Origin of the sequence: Pantoea jilinensis, assembly GCF_019104105.1 — a bacterium.
Taxonomy (GTDB): Bacteria; Pseudomonadota; Gammaproteobacteria; order Enterobacterales; family Enterobacteriaceae; genus Pantoea; species Pantoea eucalypti.
Genome location: NZ_CP077747.1, coordinates 94885 through 120359, shown reverse-complemented (window position 1 = coordinate 120359; position 25475 = coordinate 94885). Strand labels below are relative to the sequence as shown.

At 51.0% G+C, this 25475-nt stretch carries 19 protein-coding genes; 8 read left to right on the top strand and 11 right to left on the bottom strand.

The annotated features are described in order from the left end of the window. Positions 1 to 25: 25 nt before the first annotated feature. From KTJ90_RS19405 to KTJ90_RS19395, 3 genes are all read right to left on the bottom strand, one after another. On the bottom strand, positions 26 to 1216 hold the full coding sequence (locus KTJ90_RS19405; RefSeq protein WP_033762138.1) for a cytochrome P450: 1191 nt from the start codon (positions 1214 to 1216) through the stop codon (positions 26 to 28). A gap of 22 nt (positions 1217 to 1238) precedes the next feature. Next, on the bottom strand, positions 1239 to 1784 hold the full coding sequence (locus KTJ90_RS19400) for a chorismate mutase (RefSeq protein WP_008926793.1): 546 nt from the start codon (positions 1782 to 1784) through the stop codon (positions 1239 to 1241). A 217-nt stretch (positions 1785 to 2001) separates the two neighbouring features. After that, on the bottom strand, positions 2002 to 2913 hold the full coding sequence (locus KTJ90_RS19395) for a GNAT family N-acetyltransferase (protein WP_039661953.1): 912 nt from the start codon (positions 2911 to 2913) through the stop codon (positions 2002 to 2004). Between the two features lie 478 nt (positions 2914 to 3391). Here KTJ90_RS19395 and KTJ90_RS19390 point away from each other — a divergent pair, with 478 nt between their 5' ends. Then, positions 3392 to 3601, top strand: a complete 210-nt coding sequence (locus tag KTJ90_RS19390; protein WP_003850629.1) for a hypothetical protein — start codon at positions 3392 to 3394, stop codon at positions 3599 to 3601. A 396-nt stretch (positions 3602 to 3997) separates the two neighbouring features. After that, positions 3998 to 5581, top strand: coding sequence for a sensor domain-containing diguanylate cyclase (locus KTJ90_RS19385; protein WP_192378215.1), 1584 nt, complete (start codon positions 3998 to 4000; stop codon positions 5579 to 5581). A 24-nt stretch (positions 5582 to 5605) separates the two neighbouring features. Here KTJ90_RS19385 and KTJ90_RS19380 read toward each other — a convergent pair whose 3' ends face one another. Further along, on the bottom strand, positions 5606 to 7387 hold the full coding sequence (locus tag KTJ90_RS19380; RefSeq protein ID WP_008926795.1) for a sensor domain-containing diguanylate cyclase: 1782 nt from the start codon (positions 7385 to 7387) through the stop codon (positions 5606 to 5608). Between the two features lie 346 nt (positions 7388 to 7733). Here KTJ90_RS19380 and KTJ90_RS19375 point away from each other — a divergent pair, with 346 nt between their 5' ends. Both KTJ90_RS19375 and KTJ90_RS19370 read left to right on the top strand, forming a co-directional pair. Then, entirely contained in the window at positions 7734 to 9116 is a 1383-nt protein-coding gene (locus KTJ90_RS19375; protein WP_008926796.1) for a methyl-accepting chemotaxis protein, read from the top strand. A 1080-nt stretch (positions 9117 to 10196) separates the two neighbouring features. Continuing rightward, positions 10197 to 12326 (top strand): putative bifunctional diguanylate cyclase/phosphodiesterase, encoded by a 2130-nt coding sequence (locus tag KTJ90_RS19370; protein WP_499026650.1) that lies wholly within the window; start codon positions 10197 to 10199, stop codon positions 12324 to 12326. 61 nt (positions 12327 to 12387) lie between these two features. Here the strand turns inward: KTJ90_RS19370 and KTJ90_RS19365 are convergent, their stop codons facing one another. Beyond that, positions 12388 to 12954, bottom strand: a complete 567-nt coding sequence (locus KTJ90_RS19365; RefSeq protein WP_078805282.1) for a GNAT family N-acetyltransferase — start codon at positions 12952 to 12954, stop codon at positions 12388 to 12390. Between the two features lie 264 nt (positions 12955 to 13218). Here KTJ90_RS19365 and KTJ90_RS19360 point away from each other — a divergent pair, with 264 nt between their 5' ends. The 3 genes from KTJ90_RS19360 (at position 13219) to KTJ90_RS19350 (ending at position 16651) form a co-directional block, all read left to right on the top strand. Then, positions 13219 to 13788, top strand: coding sequence for a pyridoxamine 5'-phosphate oxidase family protein (locus tag KTJ90_RS19360; protein WP_003850614.1), 570 nt, complete (start codon positions 13219 to 13221; stop codon positions 13786 to 13788). Positions 13789 to 14079: 291 nt separating this feature from the next. Further along, positions 14080 to 15552, top strand: coding sequence for a DUF2382 domain-containing protein (locus KTJ90_RS19355; protein WP_499026647.1), 1473 nt, complete (start codon positions 14080 to 14082; stop codon positions 15550 to 15552). Positions 15553 to 16054: 502 nt separating this feature from the next. After that, positions 16055 to 16651 (top strand): cyclic nucleotide-binding domain-containing protein, encoded by a 597-nt coding sequence (locus KTJ90_RS19350; protein ID WP_499026645.1) that lies wholly within the window; start codon positions 16055 to 16057, stop codon positions 16649 to 16651. Positions 16652 to 16872: 221 nt separating this feature from the next. Here KTJ90_RS19350 and KTJ90_RS19345 read toward each other — a convergent pair whose 3' ends face one another. Continuing rightward, positions 16873 to 17319, bottom strand: coding sequence for an SgcJ/EcaC family oxidoreductase (locus KTJ90_RS19345; RefSeq protein WP_003850608.1), 447 nt, complete (start codon positions 17317 to 17319; stop codon positions 16873 to 16875). 685 nt (positions 17320 to 18004) lie between these two features. Continuing rightward, positions 18005 to 18208, bottom strand: a complete 204-nt coding sequence (locus KTJ90_RS19340) for a hypothetical protein (protein ID WP_499026640.1) — start codon at positions 18206 to 18208, stop codon at positions 18005 to 18007. Positions 18209 to 18951: 743 nt separating this feature from the next. Here KTJ90_RS19340 and KTJ90_RS19335 point away from each other — a divergent pair. Continuing rightward, the gene (locus KTJ90_RS19335; RefSeq protein WP_105100085.1) at positions 18952 to 21486 is read left to right on the top strand and encodes an excinuclease ABC subunit UvrA; all 2535 of its coding nucleotides are present in this window, start codon (positions 18952 to 18954) and stop codon (positions 21484 to 21486) included. 117 nt (positions 21487 to 21603) lie between these two features. On the opposite strand, the gene KTJ90_RS19330 is transcribed toward KTJ90_RS19335, so the two are convergent. From KTJ90_RS19330 to KTJ90_RS19315, 4 genes are all read right to left on the bottom strand, one after another. Further along, on the bottom strand, positions 21604 to 21858 hold the full coding sequence (locus KTJ90_RS19330; protein WP_003850603.1) for a Txe/YoeB family addiction module toxin: 255 nt from the start codon (positions 21856 to 21858) through the stop codon (positions 21604 to 21606). Continuing rightward, entirely contained in the window at positions 21855 to 22106 is a 252-nt protein-coding gene (gene yefM, locus KTJ90_RS19325; RefSeq protein WP_003850602.1) for a YoeB-YefM toxin-antitoxin system antitoxin YefM, read from the bottom strand. Before yefM ends, KTJ90_RS19330 begins: the two co-directional genes overlap by 4 nt. A gap of 103 nt (positions 22107 to 22209) precedes the next feature. Continuing rightward, positions 22210 to 23523: a CitMHS family transporter gene (locus KTJ90_RS19320; protein ID WP_033762133.1), complete on the bottom strand. Its 1314-nt coding sequence runs from the start codon at positions 23521 to 23523 to the stop codon at positions 22210 to 22212. Between the two features lie 339 nt (positions 23524 to 23862). Then, the gene (locus KTJ90_RS19315; protein ID WP_499026634.1) at positions 23863 to 25314 is read right to left on the bottom strand and encodes a flagellin family protein; all 1452 of its coding nucleotides are present in this window, start codon (positions 25312 to 25314) and stop codon (positions 23863 to 23865) included. Positions 25315 to 25475 lie beyond the last annotated feature (161 nt).

Sequence of the window (25475 nt, the reverse complement as noted above, 5' to 3'; positions counted from 1 at the left end):
TCTTCTGGCCCGACAATACAATACCTCACCATTCGACCGGCAGAGCGTTGACGCCGCGTAAATTGGCCCTGTGATTGCGGCGAACGCCAGCGGTTATGGGGCGCAACTCTGGTAACCGGGTCAGTAATACATGAAGGGCTACTTCCATTTCTGCAAGGGCCAGCCGGTAGCCCATGCAGTGATGAATTCCGCCACCAAATGCCAGACAGCGTCCTTCATGCCGTCGGATATTCACTCGTTCTGGCGAGGTAAATACCCGCGGATCGTGATTAGCTGCGCCCAGACTCAAAAAGAAGCGGGTTCCGGTCGGGATCAACTGACCTGCCAGCTCTATCTCTTCCAGAGTCGTCCGGTAGAGCATCTGAACCGAACTATCGTAACGCAGACACTCCTCTATGGCATTGGGTATCAGCGCAGGGTTCCGTTTCAGGCATGCCAGTTCCTGTGGATGGTCATGCAGGGCCAGAATGGTGTTGCAGATCATATTTGATGTGGTCTCATGGCCGGCAAGAAACAGGAGTACTACATTGGCGATGATCTCATCGTGACTTAGTCGGTCGTCTTCACTGCCACTGCGCAGAAACAGCGACACCAGATCATTCGCCGTGCTGTCACGGCGGGAGACGATCAATGCGCTGAAGTATCTTTCCAGCACAGCAAAAGCGTCAGCGGCTTCGAGCAGGTCTGCCTGACTGATTTGAGGATCGAAAACTTTCACCAGCACAGAGGTAAGGCGCCCCAGTTCCGGCGCGTCGGACTCTGAGATATCCAGCATCCTGCAGATGATGCGCACCGGCAGTGGAAAAGCGAATGCCTGAGCCAGATCGCAGGCGCGACGGTCTGCCAGCGCATCAACCAATTCATTCGCTACAGTCAGTGCCATCTCCCTGAGAGGTTTGATCTCCCGGGCGCTAAACGACTTCATCACCAGTCCTTTCAGCCGGGAATGCTCTGGTGGATTAAGCACCAGAAACATTCTGCTGATCCCCTGAAACAGCGGCATGTCGGCGGCATCATCACCAAATCTCAGCCTGACACTTTCCATATAATTTTTACCAACCCGACGATCGTTCAGCAGCGCTTCTACGACTGCATGACTGCCGCTGATGATGATCTTATCTCCGGCAGGAATGAGCGGTCCCTGCTGATGCAGTTTGCGGTAAAGCGGAAAAGGATTGTCTGAGTAGTCGGGATTCATGAGTTCCTGTAGTTGCATAGCTCACTCCGCTGCCTGAGGATTAACGCAAACGCTTAATGCGGCCGAGGGAAGCGAAAAGGCTGTTTTTATCCTGCTGACTGAGGTGGGGTGCCGTCAGTTGTGACATCAGGAACGCTTTATCTTCTTGTGAGAAGATACCGGTCATCAGACGCTGGCTGATTGCGGTAAGGAGCTGAGTATCCAGCTTCTCTATTTGCTGCCTGGTCTCGGCCAGATCCGGAATGGGGCGATCACTGTCCGGGACTGAGAGCCAGTCTGCGCGATAGCGATACTGAACTGCTTTGCTGGCATTCATTAGCGCGTGAACAAACGGCTCCACGGAGTGGGGTTCAAGCCCGGCCTGCTCAGCGTTCTGCAGCATGTGATCCAGCACCACCTGCTCACGTGGCAGATCCTCAATAGGTAAATGATGCTGTGCTTTATAACCTGCCACCACTTTCATTACCTGCATACGTTCATTCAATGCGCCAGAAAGAGCGCTCATAGAAACAGAGGAAACCGAACCTGCAAAAACGTTACTGCACATAAAGAGGGAAGAGAAAAAAATAGCCACAAAGTGAGTCATTTGCCTGCTCCGTTGATAAAAGCTGGCACTAATTTAGGCACGAAAAGATAACTCCGTGTGATTATTTTATTGTCAAAATGTGAATGGTGTGAAATGTCAGCTAAATACAAGCAGGTTATTAATTTTAATGTGTTTTTTTAAATTTTTAGTCATGAAAGCTTCACATTCATTTGGCACGCTGACAGGTTGTTCGATTGAGCGGGTGTTGAGGGTGAGATCAAATAATGACCCGGTCGGGACCTAAATCGGCAGGGGCAAAAAACTGATATTTCAGCACGCAGCGTCGTCCGGCACTTTGTGCGCTTCGAACAGAAGGAAAATTGCCTGGAAGGATGGTGCCAGTCAGCAGCTCCTGCACACCAGGGTGATGACAAAGTTGTTGCAGTAAACGCTGCTGTGCACATGCGGCGAGTCCGCGTCCTTGATAAGCGGGTATAATCACTTCATCCATAATCTGAACGCCCTCAATAAAGGCCAGTCGCCGGCGTTCGCAAATCATCAGCCCTGCCAGCATGCCCTGCCAGACAATCATAAGTACATGACCCGCGGCAATATCCTCACGTAATTCCTGTTTGCTCGAAGCCATCAGCTGATCACGCAGATGCGGCAGCGTGTGCCAGCTGGCACGATAGGCGTTGTTAATCATCTGAAGACAGGCGGGATAATCTCTCCGGGCAGCCTTCACCAGTGAAATGTTTTTATCGGGAGGCTTTGTAACGGCAGCCGGATCGCTGAGGAATATCAGTTGATCGGTAAAACCAATGTCGGGATGGGTCGCAGGCAACAGGACACGCAACTTTAGCGGTTTCAGCGGCTGCCACGCCTTTATGATAGCGTCAGCCACCGCGTAATCAATGACGCTGTCACGGGCCACAATTTCAATAAAAGGCTGAGCAGGATCACCACCCAGATAGCGCGGCCCGGTGAGATAACGCTGGCCATTAATCCTCAGTTCACGCTGCAAAAAAGTGTGCTGGGGCAACCCGGTTTCTCGCCAGGGAAAGGCGGCGGAAAAATGATGGTCGTGGCATCGGGTCTGCTGTTGTGCCAGCCAGCGGGCAAGCCAGTCGCTGAGACAGTCCGATGAAACAGGAACAGCACGGTAGAGCGACATCATATAATCCAGCATAAGATTCCTTATTGCCCGCCGTGAGTGATCTCCTGCCTCTTCAGCGATCTGTCTAAACCGTTGCCGGGTTAAAATGAGACTGCTGAGAGTGTAAACGATGTGCTCTGTTTATGACCATCTCAACCTGTCAGCACGAAGCATTCCTTTTCTGCAGTATGGCTGCCCTGCACTGGCGGACGGCGGAGTGCTGAAAAGCGACGCGATAAACGTCCTGTTCTGCGAACAGCTATTTCGCCGTTGTCTGAATGGAAGGAAAGCCTTAGATATAAATTTAATCAGGTCTGACTCACCTATGCTGACATGGTCAAATTAATTGACTGAATATGGCTGAGTTGCCCAAAAAAATAATGAAAAATTATAAACGAAATTTTTACGTAAATATGACGAAATCAGATAATCGGCAGCTAATAAATGGATTATGCTAAACAGGCAGTTCAATAATTATAAAGTTCCGATTTTTTAAACACCCGGGGGTTATATGGTTCATATTGATTTATGTACCAAAGATGGCGTGATGAAAGCTTATGCGTTTCAGACGCCTATGCAGGCAATGACCTTGTTAGAAAAAATTAAAAATGATGAATTTCAATGGTTTAATCTTGAGTGGGATGGGGTTCGCTTTAACTGTCCGCATCATTTTATTAAAAGACTCAGCAGCCGTTCTTATATTAAAGCGTTCTGGCGTTAAATTCTATTAAATGATTAAATTCGTGCAAATCTGTCTGTTTTTGATACTGGTCTGATTTAACTGTTTTCAGCTTATTTTATTCATGATCATAACCGGGGCAACCTCTGCCCCGTTATTCAATGCTATTGAAGGGCTTTATCATCGTGATCAGCGATAATTTTAAACATCAGGTGCATCGTGCCAGGCTTAACAGATATCATTATTACGGCTTAATCATTCGCTGCTGTTGCTTATCATAACCCTCTACACGCTAAACAATGCGTGAGTAATACAGAGCCATTTCGTGCTCAACCCCGCAATAGGTCGTGATCCCGTCTTAATCTTCTTCTGTTCTTCCCTTGACCTGTAGTGACAACTGTTACACTCAGATGACGTTTATCCTGGATCCTGACTGTAATGCGTCGTGAAAAAATGCGCCTGCGTTCGCTACTGACTTTGCTTTCCATTGGGGGCGTCATTCTGACCTCCGGTCTTCTGCTGAGCGCGTTACTGCTGTTTCAGAAAGCCAATATCGAAAACAGCCTGCTGGAAGGGAACATTGCTTATGCGCGTAAACTGGCCGATACCACCGATCGTTACCTGGCGATAGCGCAGCGTGAACTGGCCTGGAGTGCAACACAGATCAAGACGCTCGGTGATGTTCAACAACTGGAAGAAGAGACCGAGCGCTTAAGAATGCAGTCGGGCTTTTTCAATTCAGTCGTGGTCGTTAATCATGACGCCATCATTGCGGCCACCTCACCGGATAGTCTGAATCTGATTGGCGTTAAGCTGCACTCTGCGGCCAGCCTGAAGGCTATTTCGACACAGAAGCCTTTTATTTCCCCTCCCTTTACCTCTGCTGCGGGTAACTATGTGGTTTTTTTATCACAGCCTCTGTTCAGCGAGGAGGGCCATTATCTGGGATACATAGGTGGCACCATCTATCTCAAAAAACAGAGCATGCTGAGCGAAATCCTGAGCCAGCATTTTTACACCAAAGGGTCGATGGTCAGCGTGGTCAGCAATGAAGGGCTGATTATTTTCAGTCACGATCCGGCGCGTGTCGGAACAAAGATGCTGCTTAGCCTGGCATTGCAGAAGCAACTTGCCATCTCAGAAAGTGGGCACTTCACGCTGGAGAGTGATGGACAGAACTACCTCACCGGTTACGGCACGCTGCACAAAACCGGCTGGAATGTATTTATTACCGGCACGTCTGAAACGGTCAGGCATATTCTGATGCGCACGGCGGAGAGCGCAGTCTGGTTTGTTCTGGGCATTATCATCGTGACCGCGGGCGTTATTGCGTTTATGGCAGGTCGCATTGCTTCTCCACTGGAAAAACTGGCGGACAGAGTGCGTGATGGCGGCAGCGAAGCGCAGGCCGAATCACTCGCCACGGTTAAAACCTGGTATTACGAGGCTGATCGACTTAAAGAAGCGGTACAGGCTCATCGTCACGCCGTGGCGGGTCATCTGGCCGCGCTGAACGATGAAGTGATGACCGATCCCCTGACCAGTCTTTGTAACCGGCGTGGATTCTCTGTACTGGCAGCGCGGTCAGACAGTGAGCATGAACAGAGTGTCATCGCCATTGATATCGACCATTTTAAGAAGATAAACGACTGGTATGGGCATGACGCAGGTGATGCGGTGCTGGTGAATCTGGCGGCGTTGCTGCGTCAGCTCAGTCGGATCGGCGATATCGTTAGCCGGTTTGGCGGAGAGGAGTTTATCCTGCTGCTGCCCCACACTACGCTGGAGGATGCGGCCCGCACCGCAGAACGAATTCGTGAGGTCGTCAGCATCACCACCTTCCCGTTTGCCGGAACAGTGACAATATCAGCAGGCGTGGCTTCAGGCGCTGAACTGGCTGGCAATCGCGAGGCTGTGCTACGGCGTGCTGATGAAGCGCTCTACGAGGCAAAAGCCGCCGGGCGTAACACTGTCAGGATTGCCGGGCCAGGCGGCTTCAGCGCATTTGGGTCGGAAAAATAAGAGGGTGGGGCGGGTGAGTCAGGCTTAGCACTGACTGCGTAATCGCCAGCCCAGCCACTCATCCAGTGCCGCTTCCGGCAGTGGTCTGGAGTAGAAAAATCCCTGAGCCTGATCACAACCAAATTCGGTCAGCGCCGTAACAGTTTCCGCATTCTCCACACCTTCAGCCAGCACCCTGTAATCGAGATCCTTAAGCATGGCAATAATACTGCGAGCGATGACACGCGATGCGGTATCAGACGCAATTTCGCTGATCAGTGAACGGTCAAGTTTGATTACGTCCAGAGGCATGCGTCGGAGATAGCTGATGTTGCTGTAGCCGGTGCCAAAGTCATCCAGTGAAATATCAAATCCACGAAGTTTAAGCATCTCCAGACCCTGTATTGCGGCCGGGCTTTCCAGAATCCGTTCTGTTTCCAGACACTCAACGCCCAGCAGCGAAACCGGCAGCTTTGCGCTGATCATCCGTTCTTCCAGCTCGTCTGCAAATCCTACACGGGAAAAATCGCTACTGCTGACATTAATTGTGATCGGCAACTGTATATAGCTGTTACGAAGCCGCGATAGCCGGGCGATCACGTGCTCTGTGACCCACGTCGTTAACTCGCTGAGCAGCTCGGTTTGCCCGGCAAAAGGTAAAAACTGTGCAGGCGACAGTTCGCCGCGCTGCGGATGCTGCCAGCGGATCAGGGCTTCCAGTCCAATCGGTTTGCCGCTGTGCAGACAGATTTTAGGCTGATAAGCGAGCCATAATCCTTTGTCCTGGCGTATTGCCGTAGCCAGATCATGCATCAGGGTGAAATCCTGCGTGTGGCGCGTATCGGTGGCCTCACTAAAAGGCATCGAAGCAATGTCTCGGGTAATGGCTTCGTGCAGCGCACTGAGTGCGCGCCGCAGGATCTCCTTAGCGGGCAACTCTCCGGTTTTGAAACTCGCTTCCCCGGTGTGGGTCATTAATGCAACCGATAGCCCATCACCGATATCGGCACTGATCCCAGCCAGCTTCGTTGCCACCCAGTTAGCTGTGAGCCTGCTCTCCTGACGAGTCAGCAGGGCAAAGCGCCCGGTTGCTATGGTATAGAGCATTTCACAAGGTGCAGGACGCAGGCGCAGCGGCAATAGCGTGGCCACATCCTTCAGCAGGCTTTCAACTGGTCCCATTCCCATTGAACGCGCAAGTTCATAAGCGCGTGGCATATCGATACAGTCAATCAGTACCAGCCGCCGTGGGGTGGTGTCTCCAGAAGCAGCCAGGAATTGCAGATCACGAATCAAACGCTGACGGTTGGGCAATCCTGTGACGGGGTCGGAAAAGCCAGCCGAGTACCAGGCATCAAGAAAAGAGATCACCAGTGCTGCCAGCATTTTAAGCATCGCCGCCTGATCGCGACTAAAGGGGTGAGGTGCGGTATCGGTCACACACATCGTGCCCAGTATCAGACCGGTGCTGCTTTTCAGTGGCACACCTGCATAGAAACGAATAAAAGGCGCACCGGTAATCAGTGGATGTTCAGCAAAGCGGACATCAAGCAGCGTATCGGGCACCACGACAATACTGTCATTATCCACTACGTGTCTGCAGAGTGAGTCCTGTCTGGAGGATTGTGTAAGGGTGAAATTATGCGCTGCTTTAACATACTGCATCTCATCATCCAGCACCGAGATAAAGCTGCCGGGAATACCGAGTGCCTGGCTCGACAGCCGAACGAATTGTCGCAGCACATCGTCACGGCTTTCATCGTTACTGCGCAACGCGTGCAGGGTCTGCGTACGGCATTCATCGCCGCCGCTTAGGCTCATAAGCATGGATTCCTCTGCATCGGCTGGTTACGGAGTGGAATTAAACAGAAAAACTAAAGGTTTTGACGACATGAATATAGGCTATTTCTGTAAAAAAAGAAGAAGTTTAATGATTTATTTTTTATCGCACCGCACGCCATCACTGGCCAGGTAAGCAAATATTTTTTCTTTAACGAAATATTTTCGTATTGCTGATTCTATTATTTCGTCGTCAAAAACTATTAATTTCTTAAATATCCTGCCAGTATACCCACTATAAACATAGCGCGCTATATAATAACGCGATAAATCAAATGGCATAATTTACTTTTACTTTCTTTATCTACACCAATGACAACATCGGGGAAAACTCATGAATTCACTCAGGCATTTCACTATTCGCCGCGTAGTACTGTGGATGATGATCGTCTCACTGGGCGTGGTGGCATTAGCTGGCGGCTTCAGCAGCCATTTCGTGCGCGACATCTATCGACAAACTGATCGTTCTGAGGAACTGACGCAACAACTACGTTTTCTGACGAACAGCGCTATTATTATGCAAAGCGGTACGGCAGCCGAGAAGAGTGCTCTCGTCGCTTTAACCCCAGCCGATGCTGGCTGGGATAACTTCCGTAATGCACTCACAGCCACACCTTCTGAATTCGCATCTGTTGCCCGCGCCCAGCTGGATAAAATCACGCAACAGTTAGCCCGGAATCAGGCCCCACTGAAAACTGATCGACATCGGCTGGAGAGCGTATTACTGGCAGCGCTGGTGGCTGTTCTGGCCTTGCTGTTGTTTTGTGACCGTTATCTGGTTGTTCATCTGGTACGTCCTGTCGGTAAAATTCGCGCTCATTTAAACATCATTGCTGGCGGTGATCTTACGCGTGAGCCGGACGATCTGGGGCGTAACTGTGTCGGGCAACTGGTGCCGCTGATCAAAGAGATGCAATACAGTCTGTTGCAGACGGTCAGTGCTATCCGCGACAACGCCGCCATTCTTCATCGTGAAGCGGGTGACATTGCCGCGGGTAACGCCGACCTTTCCGATCGGACATCGACACAGGCCGCTGCACTGGAGCAGACCGCAGCCAGCATGGAGGAGATCACGGTCACCGTGCGTCATAATGCACAAAATGCGCGTGAAGCACGTGAACTGGCTGCCACGACCACGAATACCACTCATCAGGGCGTGGAACTGGTTCAGTTAGTATCGGCAGCCATCACCAGCATCGCGCAGGGGTCTGAAAAAATCCGGCAGTTCACTACAACCATTAATGGCATTGCGTTTCAGACCAACATTCTGGCGCTCAATGCCGCCGTAGAGGCCGCCCGTGCGGGCGAGCAGGGCAGGGGTTTTGCGGTGGTCGCTAGTGAAGTTCGTTCACTGGCACAGCGAAGCGCAGCTGCCTCAAAAGAGATTGAAGAACTGATTGCCGATACCGTGACGCGCGTTGAGGATGGCCGCCGGGCAGCCGAGAGTGCGGGAACCACCATGGGAGCCGTGCTGCGTGGCGTCGATGGGGTCAATGAACTGATTGGACAGATTGCGCTGGCATCGGATGAGCAGAGCAAAGGTATTGCCCAGGTCACCGTGGCCGTTGCTGAACTTGACCGCGTTACTCAGCAGAATGCGACACTGGTTCAGCAGGTTTCCGTGACGGCAGGCAGTCTCAGTGGACAGACCCAGACGCTGGGCAGTGTGATTACGCGTTTCACTTTGCCGAATCAAGCTGTTGCCACGGTTAATTAGTATGTTACGGCCGTTGAAAAGCTGGCTGGGCGAGTGCCGATCAGGTATCGCCCGGCCAGATAACAATCAGACCGGTAAACAATGGCTTTAGGTGTCGAAATAAAAATTCACGATGATTTTTATTTAATAATTGAATGAATGCCTCACTTTACGGAGCGCGTGATCGACGTTAATCATCACCTGGTCAACATCACCCTTAGTAATGGCGATTGTTATTCTCAGTCGCGTAATCTTTATGCGGCAGGAAAATAAGATAAAACTTCAGTTAATTTATTCAGTTTTATGCATGTCTGACGCTTTCTGACAGCTGCGGATTGCCTGGCACTCTAAACTTAACTCAAATTCATATTTCCGCTGCCACCCTTTCATCCCCAGTGGTTTCGTCACCGGGGCACTGAACAGGGAGTCACTCATCCGGGAAATCAGCGTTTAAGACCGCCTGTGTCCGTACAGCGTAATGGGTATGAACTGCGCGAGGCTGCTGATTTTTTCTCAGGAAAGGGTAACAGAACAATTTTGACGTTAGTCAGCGCATCTGGCAGGGCATGAAAGCATCACAAAGCCGGCGCAGGTTTGCCAGGAAAAGTATGAAGTGCTGATGTTGCTGGCCGAAGGACATCTGCATTATGAGCACCTGTCAAAGCTGGTAAAGTCAGGTTTTCAGCCTGTATTAACACTTAAGTAAAGCTATTCCAGGCCGATATAGTGAGTCAAGCGAAGCGCTTTTAGCGCTCGTCTGATAAGCCCTGGCCAGAGTTTCCTGGCGTGGTCCGCCATAAGCTGCTGATCCACTGCAATTCCTCTGCCAGGCATAACGTATTAACTGGCGTCCCTTTATCTGCGGTGCCAGCTTCATCGGGCTCATCGCGGCGATCTTTTGTTGCAGAGTTCACTGGTGGGCCTTTCTTCTGGCAACGGGTCGATAGCAAATTCTGCGTGTCCTGTCTGATTGAACGAGTCCTCTTTACGCTGTGTCGTGCCGACTGCAGCAGATAACATCAGAGGAGAGTTACGCTGAAACGTCCAGTTTATCATGATGCCGAGGCGGCTCGCCTCAACGCACTTAAGCAGTACAACCTGATGGATTCACCGCCGACCGATGCGCTGGATCGTCTGACCACGCTTGCTGCCAGGCTGTTCCGGGTGCCGGTCGCTTTTGTGTCGCTTATCGACGAGAAGCGGCAGTTTTTTGCCTCCCGCTACGGTTTAAATATCTCAGGTACATCGCGAAACGTTGCTTTCTGCCATCATACCCTGGCGCAGGGCGAGATTCTCTGCGTGCCCGATACGTTGAAAGATCCGCGCTTTCGCGGCAGTCCGCTGGTTCACGGTTACCCCTTTATCCGCTTTTATGCGGGGATTCCGCTCTCGACTCCGGATGGTCACCACATTGGTACGGTCTGCCTGACCGACACTCATCCTCGTGAGCCGCTGACTGCAGAGGATCGAAAGCATCTGGCTGACATTGCCGCGCTGGTCATGGATCGCATGGAAATGCATCGTCTGGAATTATTGCGCTATACCAGTCAGCAGCGGCTTCAGGCGATCTCTTCCACCTCTCCCGACGCCATTGTCTGTACAGACCTGCGTCGCGGCATTACCTTCTGGAATCCGGCTGCTACCGCGCTGTTCGGTTACAGCGCAGAGGAGATGCGTGGTCAGTACGTCAGCGAGTTGATTCCGGCCCGCTGCCAGACTGACTACCGAAACGAACTGGCCAGGATTACCTCTGACGAAGCCGCTATTTCGCATCCTCGTTCGTTGCAGATATGGGGTGTGACGCGCGACGGTCGTGAATTCCCGGCAGAGGTCTCTTTTTCTGGCTGGCGTGAAGAAGGCGATCGGCTGGTAGGCATGATTATCCGTGATGTGACGGCTCGCTATGAGAGTGAAGCGCGGCTTTGTGAGCTGGCCTCAATAGATATGCTAACGCGTCTCGCCAGCCGTAGCGCGTTTATGGACCAGGTCGGGCAACTGACTAAAGCAGCCGTGCCTTATACATTACTGATGACCGATCTTGATGGTTTCAAAGAAGTTAACGATACGCTGGGGCATGCTGCCGGGGATGCGTTGCTGTGCCATGTGGCGGAACAGATTCGTGCGGTCTGCGCCAGTGCGGTGACGGCTGCCCGGCTGGGCGGTGACGAATTTGTGATCCTGCTAGCTGGCGGCAGCGCAGAAGCGGCAATCACGGCGGAAAGGCTGATTGCAGCCGTACAGACGCCGTTCCGCTATCACGACTCGCCGGTAGTCGTGGGTGCCAGCACCGGCATCGCCTCTTATCCGGAGCATGGGCGTGATCCCTCATCTGTCATGTCCGCGGCTGACCTTGCACTTTATCGCGCCAAAGCATCTGGGAAAGGCTGCAGTATGCTATTTATGCCCGCGTTTCGCGAAGCGGAACAGCAACGCCGCCGCTTTGAGCGCGAGCTGGAAACGGCGGTGCGGCAGCAGCAGTTTACGCTTTATTACCAGCCCCGCTACGACGTTGAAAGCGGAAAGCTTGTTGGCTGCGAGACACTGGTACGCTGGCAGCATCCGACTCGCGGGCTGCTGTTGCCCGCCGAATTTATCGGCATGCTGGTAAAGAGTCCGCTTTCCGTGACACTGGGAGAGTGGATCATTCGCAGTGCGCTGGCACAGGTCCGGCAGTGGCAGGTTCGCGCGCCTCAGCTTCGTGTCAGTATCAACCTTTTTCCGCGTCAGTTAGCCGGTAATAGCCTGGAGGCGGTGATACGCGAGAGTGCGGGCGGTGATGCCGGTTTTGTTGAGCTGGAGGTGGATGAGCCATTGCTTGCTGTACTGGTGCAGGATTTGCCTGTTCAGGTTGAGGCGGTACGCCGGACAGGCGCTTCATTCATTATCGATCATTACGGACGTACGCTAGGGGCGATTAACCTGCTTCGTTATAGCTTTGTAGCAGGCTTTAAAATTGATAAGTCGCTGACGCACGAGCTGAGTTCAAGCATGCGGGTGCGGATGATGTTCCGATCGATTACCGCGCTCGGCAAAAGCCTGGGGATTCGTGTGGCGGCAGAAGGCGTGGAAGACAAAGAGCAGGTCGCTTTTGTGACTACTGCCGGATGCGACATTATGCAGGGCAATGGCCTTTGCCGGCCAATGACGCCAGCGGACTTTGAGACGATGCTGTGCGGTGAAGAACACTATCCGCCAGTTGTCGCCAGCGGACACGACGTCATGCCCCATTAGTTGATGCGCCCGTGACAGGCAAAGTGCAGGATGAGCGACGCCAGTCCGTTACCGTGTCAGGTCAGCCTGCTGGCCGGTATTCCTGTTTCAGCAGGCCAAATAGCCAGTCATCCTGCCACTTGCCGTCGAGAAAGAAATTCTGCCGTATTGTCCCTTCATGAACAAAGCCCGCAGAAAGCAAAGTCCGGCATGAGGCCTCATTGCCTGCGGTCACCGTGGCGGTCAGCTTGCGATAGTCCAGTTGCTCAAAGCAAAAGGCGATAGTGGCATGCAGTGACTCGCTGCCATAGCCTTTGCCCTGCGCGTTGGCCGCAAGAATAAATCCAAACTCGGCAATGCCTTCTCCGCGATCGATGAACCCGCAGAAGCCAGCCATTGAACCGGTTGTTTTTTCCTCAATTACCAGACACAGCCAGTGATTACAGCCCGGATACCAGGCGGGCAGGCGGACATCAAAAGAGAGACTTCTGATCGCGTCTGCGCTGCGCGGATCGCTAATGTACTTCATTACCGTTCGATCCTGACTGACCGCCAGATAGAATGGCCAGTCTTCCTCGCGCAGCGGGCGATAGGTCAGGCGTGGCGACGTGATTTGCGGTGGCATTTCTGACGTGAATTCACCAGACATGATACAACTCCCTGCATGTCGAATCTGCAATCAATGGTGCAAAATAGCACAGCATCGCTGACCGATGGCATTCACTTTTTGCTGCTCTTCACGCGTTCTCGTCATTCTGAATTTAGTTCATTCTCTGCACAATCCTGAGTGTTGACCGCCTGTCTTCGCTGGGCGCATTTGCCGATATCGCTGCGATGAACGTTCATCTGCCCACTTCGTTGCTACGCTTTTAGCCAGATGGCTGAAAGCCGACACTGATGAGAATAATATCCAATGGATCTGAAAACGTTTGAAGCAACCGCCTGGGCGGAACTGGTGGCTGGCGCAGCCGATCCACAGAGCGGGTTTCGTTATCTGACGCTCTGTACCGTAGATAGTGCGCAGCAACCACAGGCGCGCATCGTGGTGCTGCGCCAGTGTGATGACAGCCACCGGATGCTGACATTTCATACCGATGTCCGCAGCCCGAAGTGGCAGGAGATGGCGGCTAACCCGCAGGTTAGCGTGCTGGGATATTGTCATCAGCGGCGCCTGCAGTTGCGGATGGTGGGTCGGGTTGAGTGCTATGCGGCAGGGAGTGATGTTGCCCGGTCAGCGTGGCGTGAGTTACCGCAGCATACGCAGCAGACTTACACCGGTGGACCACCGGGTGAAGTACGGGTAGCCGCTGATGAGAGACGTGAAGCGACAGCCGTGGAGTCGGGAGCGTCTCGCTTTGGCGTGGTGATCGTGCGGGTCAGCGTACTGGACGCTTATCAGCTTCAGCGAAATGATAATCAGCGTGCCCTGTTTCATTACTCTCCTCATGGAAGCTTGCAGGAAAGCGAATGGCTCAACCCGTGATGTGAGGTAGCTGATTTACGTCATACCCGGTTAATCCCTGATCCTATCTCTTTATTCTCCCCGGGAAGCAGCAAAACAGATTTGACTGTTTCCCGCTGCGATTAGTGATTTAATCTGCCGCATCGCTTAGCGTCTTTTAGCGACACTTTTACTTAAATTGCCTGCATTTTTCTGTGTTTTTCTATCTTTTGTAGTTCTTTGTGCCAGGCTTTAATCAGCCGGAAAGCAGTCACTTATGCTCAAGGTCAGGAAAAGTACAAATGATCGCTCTGTATCACAGGCAGGTTAACCATGAACAATCAACCTCCTGAAGAACCAGGGTCAGAGGGTAACGACCAGGTAATAAGACTGGCGGAAGAAGTCATTGAGATTTCCAGACAGCGGGTCACTGATGGCCATGTCAGAGTTACCCGACAGGTCACCGAACATCAGCAAAAAATTGCGCTGATGCTCCGGCATCAGACAGCGGAGATTGACCGCATTACTAAGTCGGAGCGGCTGACGGCGATGCCGGAGATCCGTGAAGAGAATGGTGTGCTGATCATTCCAATCGTCGAAGAGGAAATCGAGATTGTTCGTCATCTGGTGCTGAAAGAGGAGTGGCATATCCGCAAGGTTGTCAGCATGGAAGAGACAGAAGAGATCGTCACCCTGCGTAAACAGCACGCTTATCTGACCCGAACATCCCACTCAGAGCCGTCCAAATCCATCATCGAGGAACACAACATGGCACGTGAAACAATCGTCACAATGTTCAGCAGTCTCTCACTGGCTGAGGGTGCAAAGCGTAACCTTATTAAGGCCGGTTTCCTGGATGATGACATTGACATCATTTCCGGCGATCGCTTGCGTACTGAAGGACACGAAGCCCGTCACCCTGGTTTCTGGCAGCGCCTGTTTGGCAATACGCTGGAAGAAGATCAGGCCGAAGTCTATGAAGACGCGATGCGTACTGGCGGTGTAGTGCTGTCGCTTCGGGCGGATGAAGATGAGCTACCGCGAGCGTTAGGTATCCTTGATGCGCATGAAGAACTGACAGAACGTCGTGCTGCGTTACCTGACGACGACGTAACAAATGATGGCCTGACTGCACCCGCTAGCGGAACGTTTCAGGATAGCGCAGCAGTCGAACTACTTCATACTGAACCGGCTCATCGTGTCGCGGGTCGTACTCCATTAACCGGTGATGAAAGTAACGAAGACGTGCTGCGGCTGGCAGAAGAACGTCTGGAAGTAGGCAAACGTCTGGTCAGTGAAGGCTCAACCCGCGTTCGTCGCTACACTGTCACGGAACCCGTATCAGAAAATATTTCGCTGCGTGAGCAACATGCCGAAATCTTCCGTCGTCCGGTCAGCGGAACAGGCTCACCGGGCAATGTCGATTGGTCTGAAAAAACGGTTGAAGTGGAAGAGTCGCATGAGCAGCCTGTCATTAATAAGACTGCGGAAATTATTGAAGAAGTGGTGCTGCGTAAAGAGGCCAGCGATCGTGTCGAAACCATTAATGATTCTGTACGCCGTCAGGAAGTAGATATTGACCATGCCAGCAGAGATCCGTTAAGTGCAGACCCGGTGACCGGCAATCACACTGCGACCGATCCGCTGGTTGAGAGCACGGGTCAGGCTCGCGCTGACCATGGCTACAACACCCGTCCGGTAACACCAGGAAGTGGGCCAGCTCATAAAGACAGCTTTACAGAAAAAACTGGGGAGAAAATCGCGGAAGCGAAAGAGAAGGTTGAAGACAAATTCAAAAAACCGTAATGCCATGACGGTGGATGCAACATTTTGAGTAAATACGATTACAGCGGTTTATCGGGTCGGGCATTGCCAGCCCGGTTTGCCGCAGCTGAAGCGTAAAAGATAGGTGATGTCATGGTTTTAAGAATTCATCTTTAAAAGACGCACCCTCTCAAGACACGAATACAGTGATTCATATTGCAGTTTGATCTTGTTATTAACTGCCATCCCCTAAGCCTGGATTAAAGGTTTTTTTCTACATGATAATCACGACACAATTTTTTCTTTTAAAGGTTGTGGATATGAAAAATAGATTAGTGCTGTATTGTTATTCACATAAGTAGCATACGAGCCAGCAAGTTAAAATCTTGTGAAGTTTACGAAATCAGGGCGTGACTAAAAACAAATCAGTCATATATACAAGCGTATGCATTTGAGACTATTTTTATTTCCAGCTTATACATAAGCTGAATTATTTTTAAATACTATCTTCATTCGTTAAGGAGCAATAAAAAGGAAGTTTTTTATGTCCAGGCATGTTGCGGAAAGTCATCTTAATATCATCCATAATATGGAGCCTTACATTAAACCGGCAAGATTCGATCGACTTTCACGGGGGAAGCAGTTCTTCGATTTTTTCACTGGTCAGGAGAGAAAGGTATACCTGATTAAGGAAGGGGATTTTATTATCCGTTCAAAAAATGGAAATAAAATCATCAATATCATTACGGGGCCGTTTGTCATCGGCGCCATGCCGGCACTGGAAGCACCGCCGATATTCATTGAGAAAGTCGACTACGGAAAAATCTACAGCATTGAATATAACCAGTTCTGGAGCCTCGTAAACCATAAAGGGCTGTTTCCGGACGTTATGAAAATCATGTCAGGCTATCACACCGATCTGCTGAACTGCCTTCAGTCACATTATGCCAATTCGGAAGTGCAGGTCACTAATGCAATCAGCCGGTGGAGTTCGTTTCCGTGTCATATAAAAAAGCGATTTTCAGTACTTTACTTTCTGACCAATAGCACTTTTTTATCCAAAAGCACGGCATCACGGGTATTGAAGAAGCTCCGGGAAACGGGCGCGGTTCAACTGGACAAAGGCAAACTGATTGATTAGTAAAGCGCACTTTCGTTTCGCAAAAGGCTGACCAGTGCGCTGAGCATCACCTTTTATCCTCGTCAGTCACTAAGACATTCCCTGCGTCACTTGCCCGGTGCCTTTACCTGAATGAGAAAGGGCACCGGGCAGGGTCACTGAACATCCAGCCTGACTGGCTGTAATAAGAAGCCATTACCGCTTTAGTTATCTCTCAGGCCGGCCTGAGCATCAGCAAAGATTCAGCCTTCCGGCATTGCGGAGGAGTGATGCGACGAGATTTTCCACGCTTTCCCATCCCAGACATAGGTAAAGGTGTAGCGCGCTTTTACTGAAGACTTATCTGCAAAGGTAAAGGTATAGACCCCGCTGTCGGTTGCCTTGTTGCAACCGGTGCGAATGGTCCGGCTCTCAATTTTACCGACAGGTTTTTTCTCCAGAAAATGCTCAAAATAATCCACACGCTCCGCATCACTCTTTCTTACTTTGTTTGAGAGGGTGGGCAGAAGAACCGCATCGCTTAGATAGTTTTCAGCTACTTTGTGGGCATCGCCGGTCTGCAGAGAGTTGTTCCAGCGGTCAAATAATCCTGCAATCTCTTGTTGATCCGTTTTTACACAATCCTGCGTAGTCTGTGCAAAAGCATTGACTGAGAAGGCAGTCAGTAAAAGCAACATACTTTTTTTCATAATCTATCCTTTTATGAAGTGTGTTAAGAAACAGGCACTGAAATATCAATTTTATATACTTCACAGCCGGTAAGTCGTTTTAGCTATTAACCATTACTGAAAATTACGGCTCCGTTTTGGCAATCAGATACACATAATTACCATAGTGTGCGCCGATTATTTTATAGTTAACCCCTTTTGCTTCCGCTTTTTTCGCGAGGGATTTTTCCGCTTCATGAATGCTCAGTCCGGTGGCTGAGCATTCATGAAGCCATCGCACCGGCTGATACGTTAAATAAAACTAAAAACGTTGATAATAAAAGAATGTTTTTACGCATAGTGAACACCTCACATTTTGAGTTTAGATAAGCTCAGAGATATAGTCTCTGTTTAATGAAAATTAAAAAATCTGATAATGACGCTATCTATTACCTGGTATATATAATTAAAATTTCATTCTGATTTTGATAAGTGCGTTTTTATTCAATTTCTGGCTATTTTGCTGCTGAGGCTCATAGGTGTAAGCGATAATTTTAATCAGCATGAACTGGTGCTCAAATTTTTTGCAAAATTTAAGTTTGGTCATTGGCAATAAGCGTTACTGAAGTAGCCAGTAATATAGTAAGCGCCACCGCTGTCGGTGAATTTTTCAGCGATAATTAAGCGCTGTTATGTAATTGAATATTCATAATATAACATCTGCTGATTAATGGTTTAATATTCCTGTATCATCAAGCAATGCACCTTCAACATCGGTCATCAGGCGCTCAGATCTGTAAAAGTAACCATTTTCATTTCCATTATCATTTGATCCGATGCGCTGATTAACTTTCCCATACATCCAGATAAGATCGATTTCATCAGGATATTCATCGCAGACATTTTCAGAAATGATAAGGTCTGTCCGCATTCAATGAATCCTTAATGCTGAATAATACTGACGAGATAAACTTTTCTTAATTTAATATTGATATCCGTCTTGCCCGATGTGAAACATCTTTATATTTCGGGGAGTGATAGTCAACGGAGGTCGGCTAACGCGATTGATAGGTAAAGTGATTTTAAATCAAATCATCCATAGTTATCACCAATGGAAAACCAGATAATTACCTTTTAACTAATTGAATATATTGATCTATTTAATTTTTGGCATTTGATTGAATGATTATTTTGGTTTGCGGGAAATAATGAGTTCTGAATAGGTAAAATAAACCAGTGGTGCTCAGCTAAAGTCTGCCGTTAAATTATCGAGGGAAATGCTAACAAGATGTATGGGGTTCATATTTAAATAACGATTGTTTTTTAAATCACGGTTCCATTAAAGACCTGCATCAGCACCTGATCAGCAAAATTATGTTTACTTCTCTTTACTTCTATTTACCAAAGTCATGCACTATTTCGCCTCTGGTTCAGACTATTAGGTTCAGGTAGTAAATGGTCGGGATGTACTGATTCAGGAGTGCGTAGCAGAATTTATCAGGAGTCATTCAACGACCTGTTGCGTTGTGAAGATAGAAATCCGTGACTACCCTTGCTGTTGCTTCAATTCTCAAACGGGCCGGATAGCCTGAAGACCCGATGAGCATCTGAAATGTTTCAATCATTAATGGCAGGCGAATGTCAGGCTGCCATGCATTTTTAAACAGGGAAATCATGACAGACCAACGCAATGCTGAACGTAACCGCGCTGATGAGCATATCGACCCTTATGTTTCGGTACAGGGTGCAAGAACGCATAATCTTAAAGATGTCTCGTTTCGGTTTCCCCGCAACGCCATGGTGGTGTTTACCGGCGTGTCAGGTTCCGGTAAATCGTCACTTGCCTTTGATACGCTTTACGCAGAAGCCCAGCGCCGGTTTATTGAGTCGGTTTCGCCCCATGCCCGCAGACTGATCGATCAGGCCGCGGCACCGGATGTAGATAATATTGATGGACTTCCGCCTGCGGTGGCTCTGCAACAGAGCCGGGCGGGTGCTCAGGAGCGCTCAACGGTGGGCAGCCTCACCCGAATTTCCGTTACGCTGCGTCTGCTGTTTTCCCGGGCAGGTGCACGACCCGACGGTGTACCTTTTATGACCGCCGATTATTTCTCGCCTAACAATCCAGAAGGAGCCTGTCCGCATTGCCAGGGACTGGGAAGCGTACACACCGTCAAAACCGACTCAATGGTGCCGGATGACTCACTGAGTATCCGCCAGGGCGCCATCGCGTCATGGCCCCGAGGCTGGCATAACAAAAATCTGCGAAGCATCCTTGAGACACTCGGTTACGATGTCGATGCGCCCTGGCATACGCTTTCATCCCGTGACCAGCAGTGGATATTGCTGACGGACGAACAGCCTTCGGTGCCGATTTTTATCGGTCTGAATGCTGAACAACGTGAAGAAGCGTTGGCTGCGGGTGAAGAGCCCGCTTATACCGGGACCTACACCAGTGCCGCAAAAATCGTACTACAGAGTTATTCGGGTGGCAGTGAGACGACGAAGAAACGGCTTGCCCGTTATGTCACGGTCACGCCCTGTTCAGCGTGCCACGGTAAAAGACTGAATCGGGATGCCTTATCCGTCACCTTTGCGGGTTATGACATTGCCAGCCTGAGTGAGCTTTCTGTCTCGGCGCTCGCAGAACTGCTGAAGCCTTATGCTGATGGCACCTCATCCAACCTGCCTGTAGAGGCTGCCCTGCGGGAGGCGGTTATCCGGATGACGTCTGATATCAGTATGCGGCTTCAGCAACTGGACACGCTGGGGCTGGGCCATCTGGCACCGGGCCGCCGGACCACCCAGCTCTCATCCGGCGAGTTGCAGCGCGTGCGTCTGGCAACCCAGTTGATATCACGATTGTTTGGCGTGCTTTACGTACTGGATGAGCCTTCTGCCGGCCTGCATCCCGATGATGTTAAAGCGCTGCTCACTTCCCTGAAAAACCTGGTGCGCGCCGGTAATTCGCTGGTGGTTGTCGAACATAATATGGACCTCATCGCCGAGGCTGACTGGCTCATTGAGGTTGGCCCGGGTCCGGGAACGCATGGCGGTGAGATCGTTTATAACGGCGAACCCGCAGGACTTAAAAACATCGCTTCACCCACGTCTGACTATCTCTTCTCGCGGAGCTATACCGGACTGCGCCAGCGCCGGCCTGCAGAGAGCTGGCTCAGGTTTGAGCAGGTCCATTGCAACAATATTTCCGCAATGGATATCGCTATTCCGCTGGCAAGAATGACAGCTGTCACCGGGGTTTCTGGTTCCGGTAAATCAACACTGTTGAATCGCGTGCTCCCGGAAATGCTCGGACGTTTTGATAAAATCGCTGACAGCGACGAGGGCGAGGAAGAGGATCTGGTGGCAGACGTCAGAGGACAGGTGGTGAGCGGAAGTGACGCCATCGGCCGACTGGTGAGAATCGATCAGCGTCCTATTGGCAGAACGCCTCGATCAAATCTGGCCACTTACACCGGATTTTTCGACATTATCCGCAGGTTGTTTGCAGAAACCCCTGCAGCGAAAGCCAAAGGCTTCAGCGCCAGCCGTTTCTCATTCAATTTACCCGCCGGACGCTGTCCTGCATGTGAAGGGCAGGGGCAGATTTCAATTGAGCTGCTGTTTATGCCCAGCGCCACCGCAACCTGCTCAGTCTGTGCGGGAGGCCGTTATAATCCCGACACGCTGGAAGTGAAGTGGAACAACCTGACGATTGCGGATGTGCTTGCTCTGACCGTGGACGACGCCACTGCGCTCTTTCACGCGTATGACGGTATTCAGCGTTCGTTAAAAGCTTTGACGTCACTGGGACTGGGATATCTGACGCTGGGTCAACCCGCCACTGAGTTGTCTGGCGGCGAGTGCCAGCGCATCAAACTCGCCTGGGAACTGCAGCGTTTACAGCGTACGCCTACACTCTATCTGCTTGATGAACCCTCAACTGGTTTGCACCCGTCTGATATGGATAAGCTGCTGATTGTGCTCGATGAACTGGTAAAGCGCGGCCACACGGTGATTATGGCGGAACATACTATGCGCATTGTGGCTGAAGCGGACTGGGTGATTGATCTGGGGCCCGGCTCGGGGCTCAGGGGAGGAAAGATTGTTTCATCCGGCTTACCGGAAGAGGTGAGTCTCTCTGCAGAAAGTCTGACAGCTCCCTGGCTTTCGGCGCAGCTGAAAAAGAGGGCAGGCGATCCGGATTAATCGGGTGGCATAGCGATCTGTTGCGGGATGGGGGCCGTGTCTGGGTGCAGGAACCGTGTGATGCTTCCTGTACCGAATCACTCGGTTGATCGTCAATGTCAGGAAGGCGACTTCTGGTCAGTAGTGATAACGGCATGAGGCGATTAATAATGCCTCCTCAGTGACGGCGTAGACCAGTCGATGTTCCGCCGTAATCCTGCGGGACCAGAATCCCGCAAGATTATGCTTCAGGGGCTCGGGTTTTCCCTTGCCTTCAAAAGGCGTCCTGCTGGCATCTTTAAGGAGTTCGTTAATCTTTTTGACGGTTTTTTTATCAGTATCCTGCCAGTACAGATAATCTTCCCAGGCTTCTGCGGACCAGGTCAGTTTCACTCAATAATATCCCTGTCAGTCCCTTTACCGCTTTGCAGGCTTTCGATAGCATCCATCAATCTGCGAGCATTCTTAGGCGAACGCAGCAGATAGGCCGTCTCTTCCAGTGAGTTATATTCATCAAGCGACATCAGCACGCAGGATTCGCCGTTCTGGCGAGTGATTAACACCGGTGCCTTATCTTCAACTGTCTGAACCATCGTGGCAGAAAGATTCTGTCTGGCTTCGCTGTAACTGATTGCTCTCATAAAACCTCCGTAATGAACAATACAAGTCATTGTACAATGACTGTTGTAGTTCGGGAAGCGAATAACCGGGAACATTGCCGGCTATCCACCCGAAAGCAGAGGATTAACGGTGGAACAACGGGAAAGCACCGGTCAGCAGACCGCCAGCCATCAATACCAGACTCACCAGAATTCCCCACTTGATTGCAAAGCGCTGATGGTCGCCGATGTCGACCTTCGCCAGACCCACCAGCAGGTAGACTGACGGTACCAGCGGGCTCAGCAGGTGGAATGGCTGGCCGACAATGGAAGCGCGAGCAATCTCTTCAGCGGTAATGCCATAGCTGGCCGCTGTCTGAGCAATAACGGGCAGAATGCCAAAGTAAAACGCATCATTCGACATAAAGAAGGTGAACGGCAGGCTGACAAGCGCGGTAAATACCGCCAGGTAAGGGCCAAAGCTGTGCGGGATGACCGCCAGCAAACTTTTCGCCATTGCATCAACCATACCGGTGCCGGAAAGGATACCGGTGAAAATACCGGCGGCAAAAATCAGCGCGGTTACCGCCAGAACGTTACCGGCATGGGAGCTGATGCGTGCTTTCTGCTCTTCCAGCGTGGGATAGTTGAGCATCACCGCTATCGCAAATGCCAGCATAAACAGGATCTGAATCGGCATTAACCCAACCACCAGCAGCACCAGTAGCACAGTGGTCAGGATGAAGTTAGGCCAGAACATTTTTGGCCGGCGATTGGCGGCGCACTCTTCGGCATCCCCCAGACCCAGTTCAATATTGTCGAGATGGTGATCTTTCATGGTCATCACGCCTAAACGCTTACGTTCACGAAGACCAAACAGCACTGCCATGGCCACAAGGCTAACGCAGGCCAGCAACATGGCCGGAAGCATCGGAATAAAGATGTCGAGGGCATCAATGCGCAGTGCCGCTGCGGCACGGGCTGTCGGGCCACCCCATGGCGAGAGGTTCATGATACCGCTGGCGAGGTTGACCAGACAGGTCATCATCAGCACATTCATACCCAGCCGGTGATAGAGCGGCAGGAACGCGGCGATAGCGATCATATACGTCGTGGAGCTGTCACCATCCAGTGAAACCAGCAGGGTCAGCACCGCCGTGCCGACCAGCACTTTCAGGGGATCGCCGCGCACCATCCGGAGAATAAAGCGCACCAGCGGATCAAACAGTCCGGCATCAATCATCAGACCAAAATAGAGAATGGAGAAAGTCAGCATGACGCCGGTAGGGGCCAGCTTCTTGACGCCGTCCAGCATCATGTCACCCAGGCCCGCGTAAAAACCGCCAATCAGCGCAAATACGGTTGGTATCAGAATCAGCGCAATCAAGGCTGACATGCGTTTGGTCATGATCAGATACATGAAGCAAACAACCATGGTAAAACCCAGTATTGTCAGCAAAATAACAGCCCTCGCAATGGCGTAAAAGTAATGAAAAGTGCTTATGACCGCAGGAAAATTCAGGTAATTACTTAGTCTGGTAATGATTAACCTGTTGTTTTAGTTAATCCTGCGCAGGATGGTGATATTAAATTGTTATCAGCATTTAGCATTTATTTAACAAAAAAAGGTGATGACGACCATTCTTAAACGAATCTTAAACGAGTTTGTGTGACTGGGATCAAAGCGTGACGAGGGGTAACCGGGGATTTCGGGCCAGCAGAGGGCCGAATCAGGCGATGTTAATGGAGAAGAAACAGGGAAAACGGCTGAGGCAGGACGCCCTGCCGGTTAAAAGTATTAGCTGCCTAACAGCTGAATAATCATTTCAGGTGTTTTGTTCGCCATTTTACTGACGGCAGTCTGGCCCTGCTGAATAATCTGGTTACGAGCCAGCTGACTGGCTTCTTCTGCATAGTCCGCATCCTGTATGCGGCTGCGAGCTGCTGAGGTATCCACGCCCTGCTGCGCCAGCACATTACGGTTTGATTCGTAACGGTTAATCTTCGCGCCATAAGTCGACTGATAGCCGCTGATCTTCGCCAGCGCGCGCTCCAGCGCTTTCATGGTGCTGGAGATGTCCTGACTGTTCAGCAGTGTTGTGTTGTTCAGCCCCAGGGTTTTGGTATCTGACGGTGTAGACGGGATGGTATCCGATTGCACTGGCTGACCATAATCTGCGCTGGTGACCACTTCCAGAGGACGACTCTCATGTGGCGGCGTTTCAGGCACGCCTTTAGGTTCGGGCAGTTTTCCCCAGGTCAGATTACCCGTGAAAGAGCCATTGCCCACCACCACCACAATCAAATCTTCGTTTACAGTATCCAGCGTGATGCGCTCAAGCCGGTTACTGGTGATGGTCCCGTTATTGAAATCGCCGCTGGCGACATCTTCATAACGATCGCCATCACCGCTATATGTGATGTTCATGCCGTTATAAGTGCTGCTGTTGCTGCCCGCCAGCGCCCAGCTTGTACCGCCCTCGAGCAGTTGCGAACTGTCATATGCCGCACCGCTGCCAAAACCGTTTTTGCTGGTCAGCAGGCGGGTATCTGCGGTAGCCGCATTGGTGATGCCTTTGCTGGCCCAGGTGTAATCGGGCGCACTGCCATCCAGCGGTGTACCGACCAGATGCTTACCGTCGCGGGTAAAGAGCTGGAGATCGTCATCCATACCCAGCGAGTCGATGGTGATGCTTATCGCTGTCGAGCCTGCCGGAATATAGGCCAGCGGGATCACGCCGGAGGTAAAAGAGTAATTCTTGCCTGGAACCGGGAACTTCGTGTTGATAGGGTCAACGTTACCCAGTTTCGCAGGAGGCAGATCGGGATTATTGGTCGCCAGCGGATAACGCCCGAAAATCTCGGTGTGATCCGCGATGTCATTGATGCCTGCCAGAATCTGCTGATATGCACCGTTGACGCTCTGCCTGTCCGCATCCGATAGCGTGCCGTTGGCTGCCTGAACCGAAAGCGTGCGGGCCTGGATCAGCAGATCGACAATGCTGCCCAGGCCGCCGCTGGCGGTCTGGGAATAGCTGATAGCGTCATTGAGGCCGCGCGCTACCACCGCATCGGCGTTGATATTGGCCGTCATGCGGTTGGCAATCGCCTGACCTGCCGCATCGTCTTTCGCACTGTTAATCCGCATCCCTGATGATAACCTTTCAACCGTTCGTCCCAGAACAGAGTCAGTGCTGTACCGCATTTTGTTCGTGATGGCGGCGGGCTCGTTATGGTTGATCGTTAACATGGTCGCTTTGAACAGGGAGAGGAGTCTCTGTTTTATCGGCAGGATAATAAGCAGCTTTAATCTCTCAGGCGACAAAAACGCAGGTCTGGCGCGATTAAACGGTCAACAGGCTGATGGCTAACCGTTTTTGAGATAAAAGAAACTAATGTTTTAATGGGTGC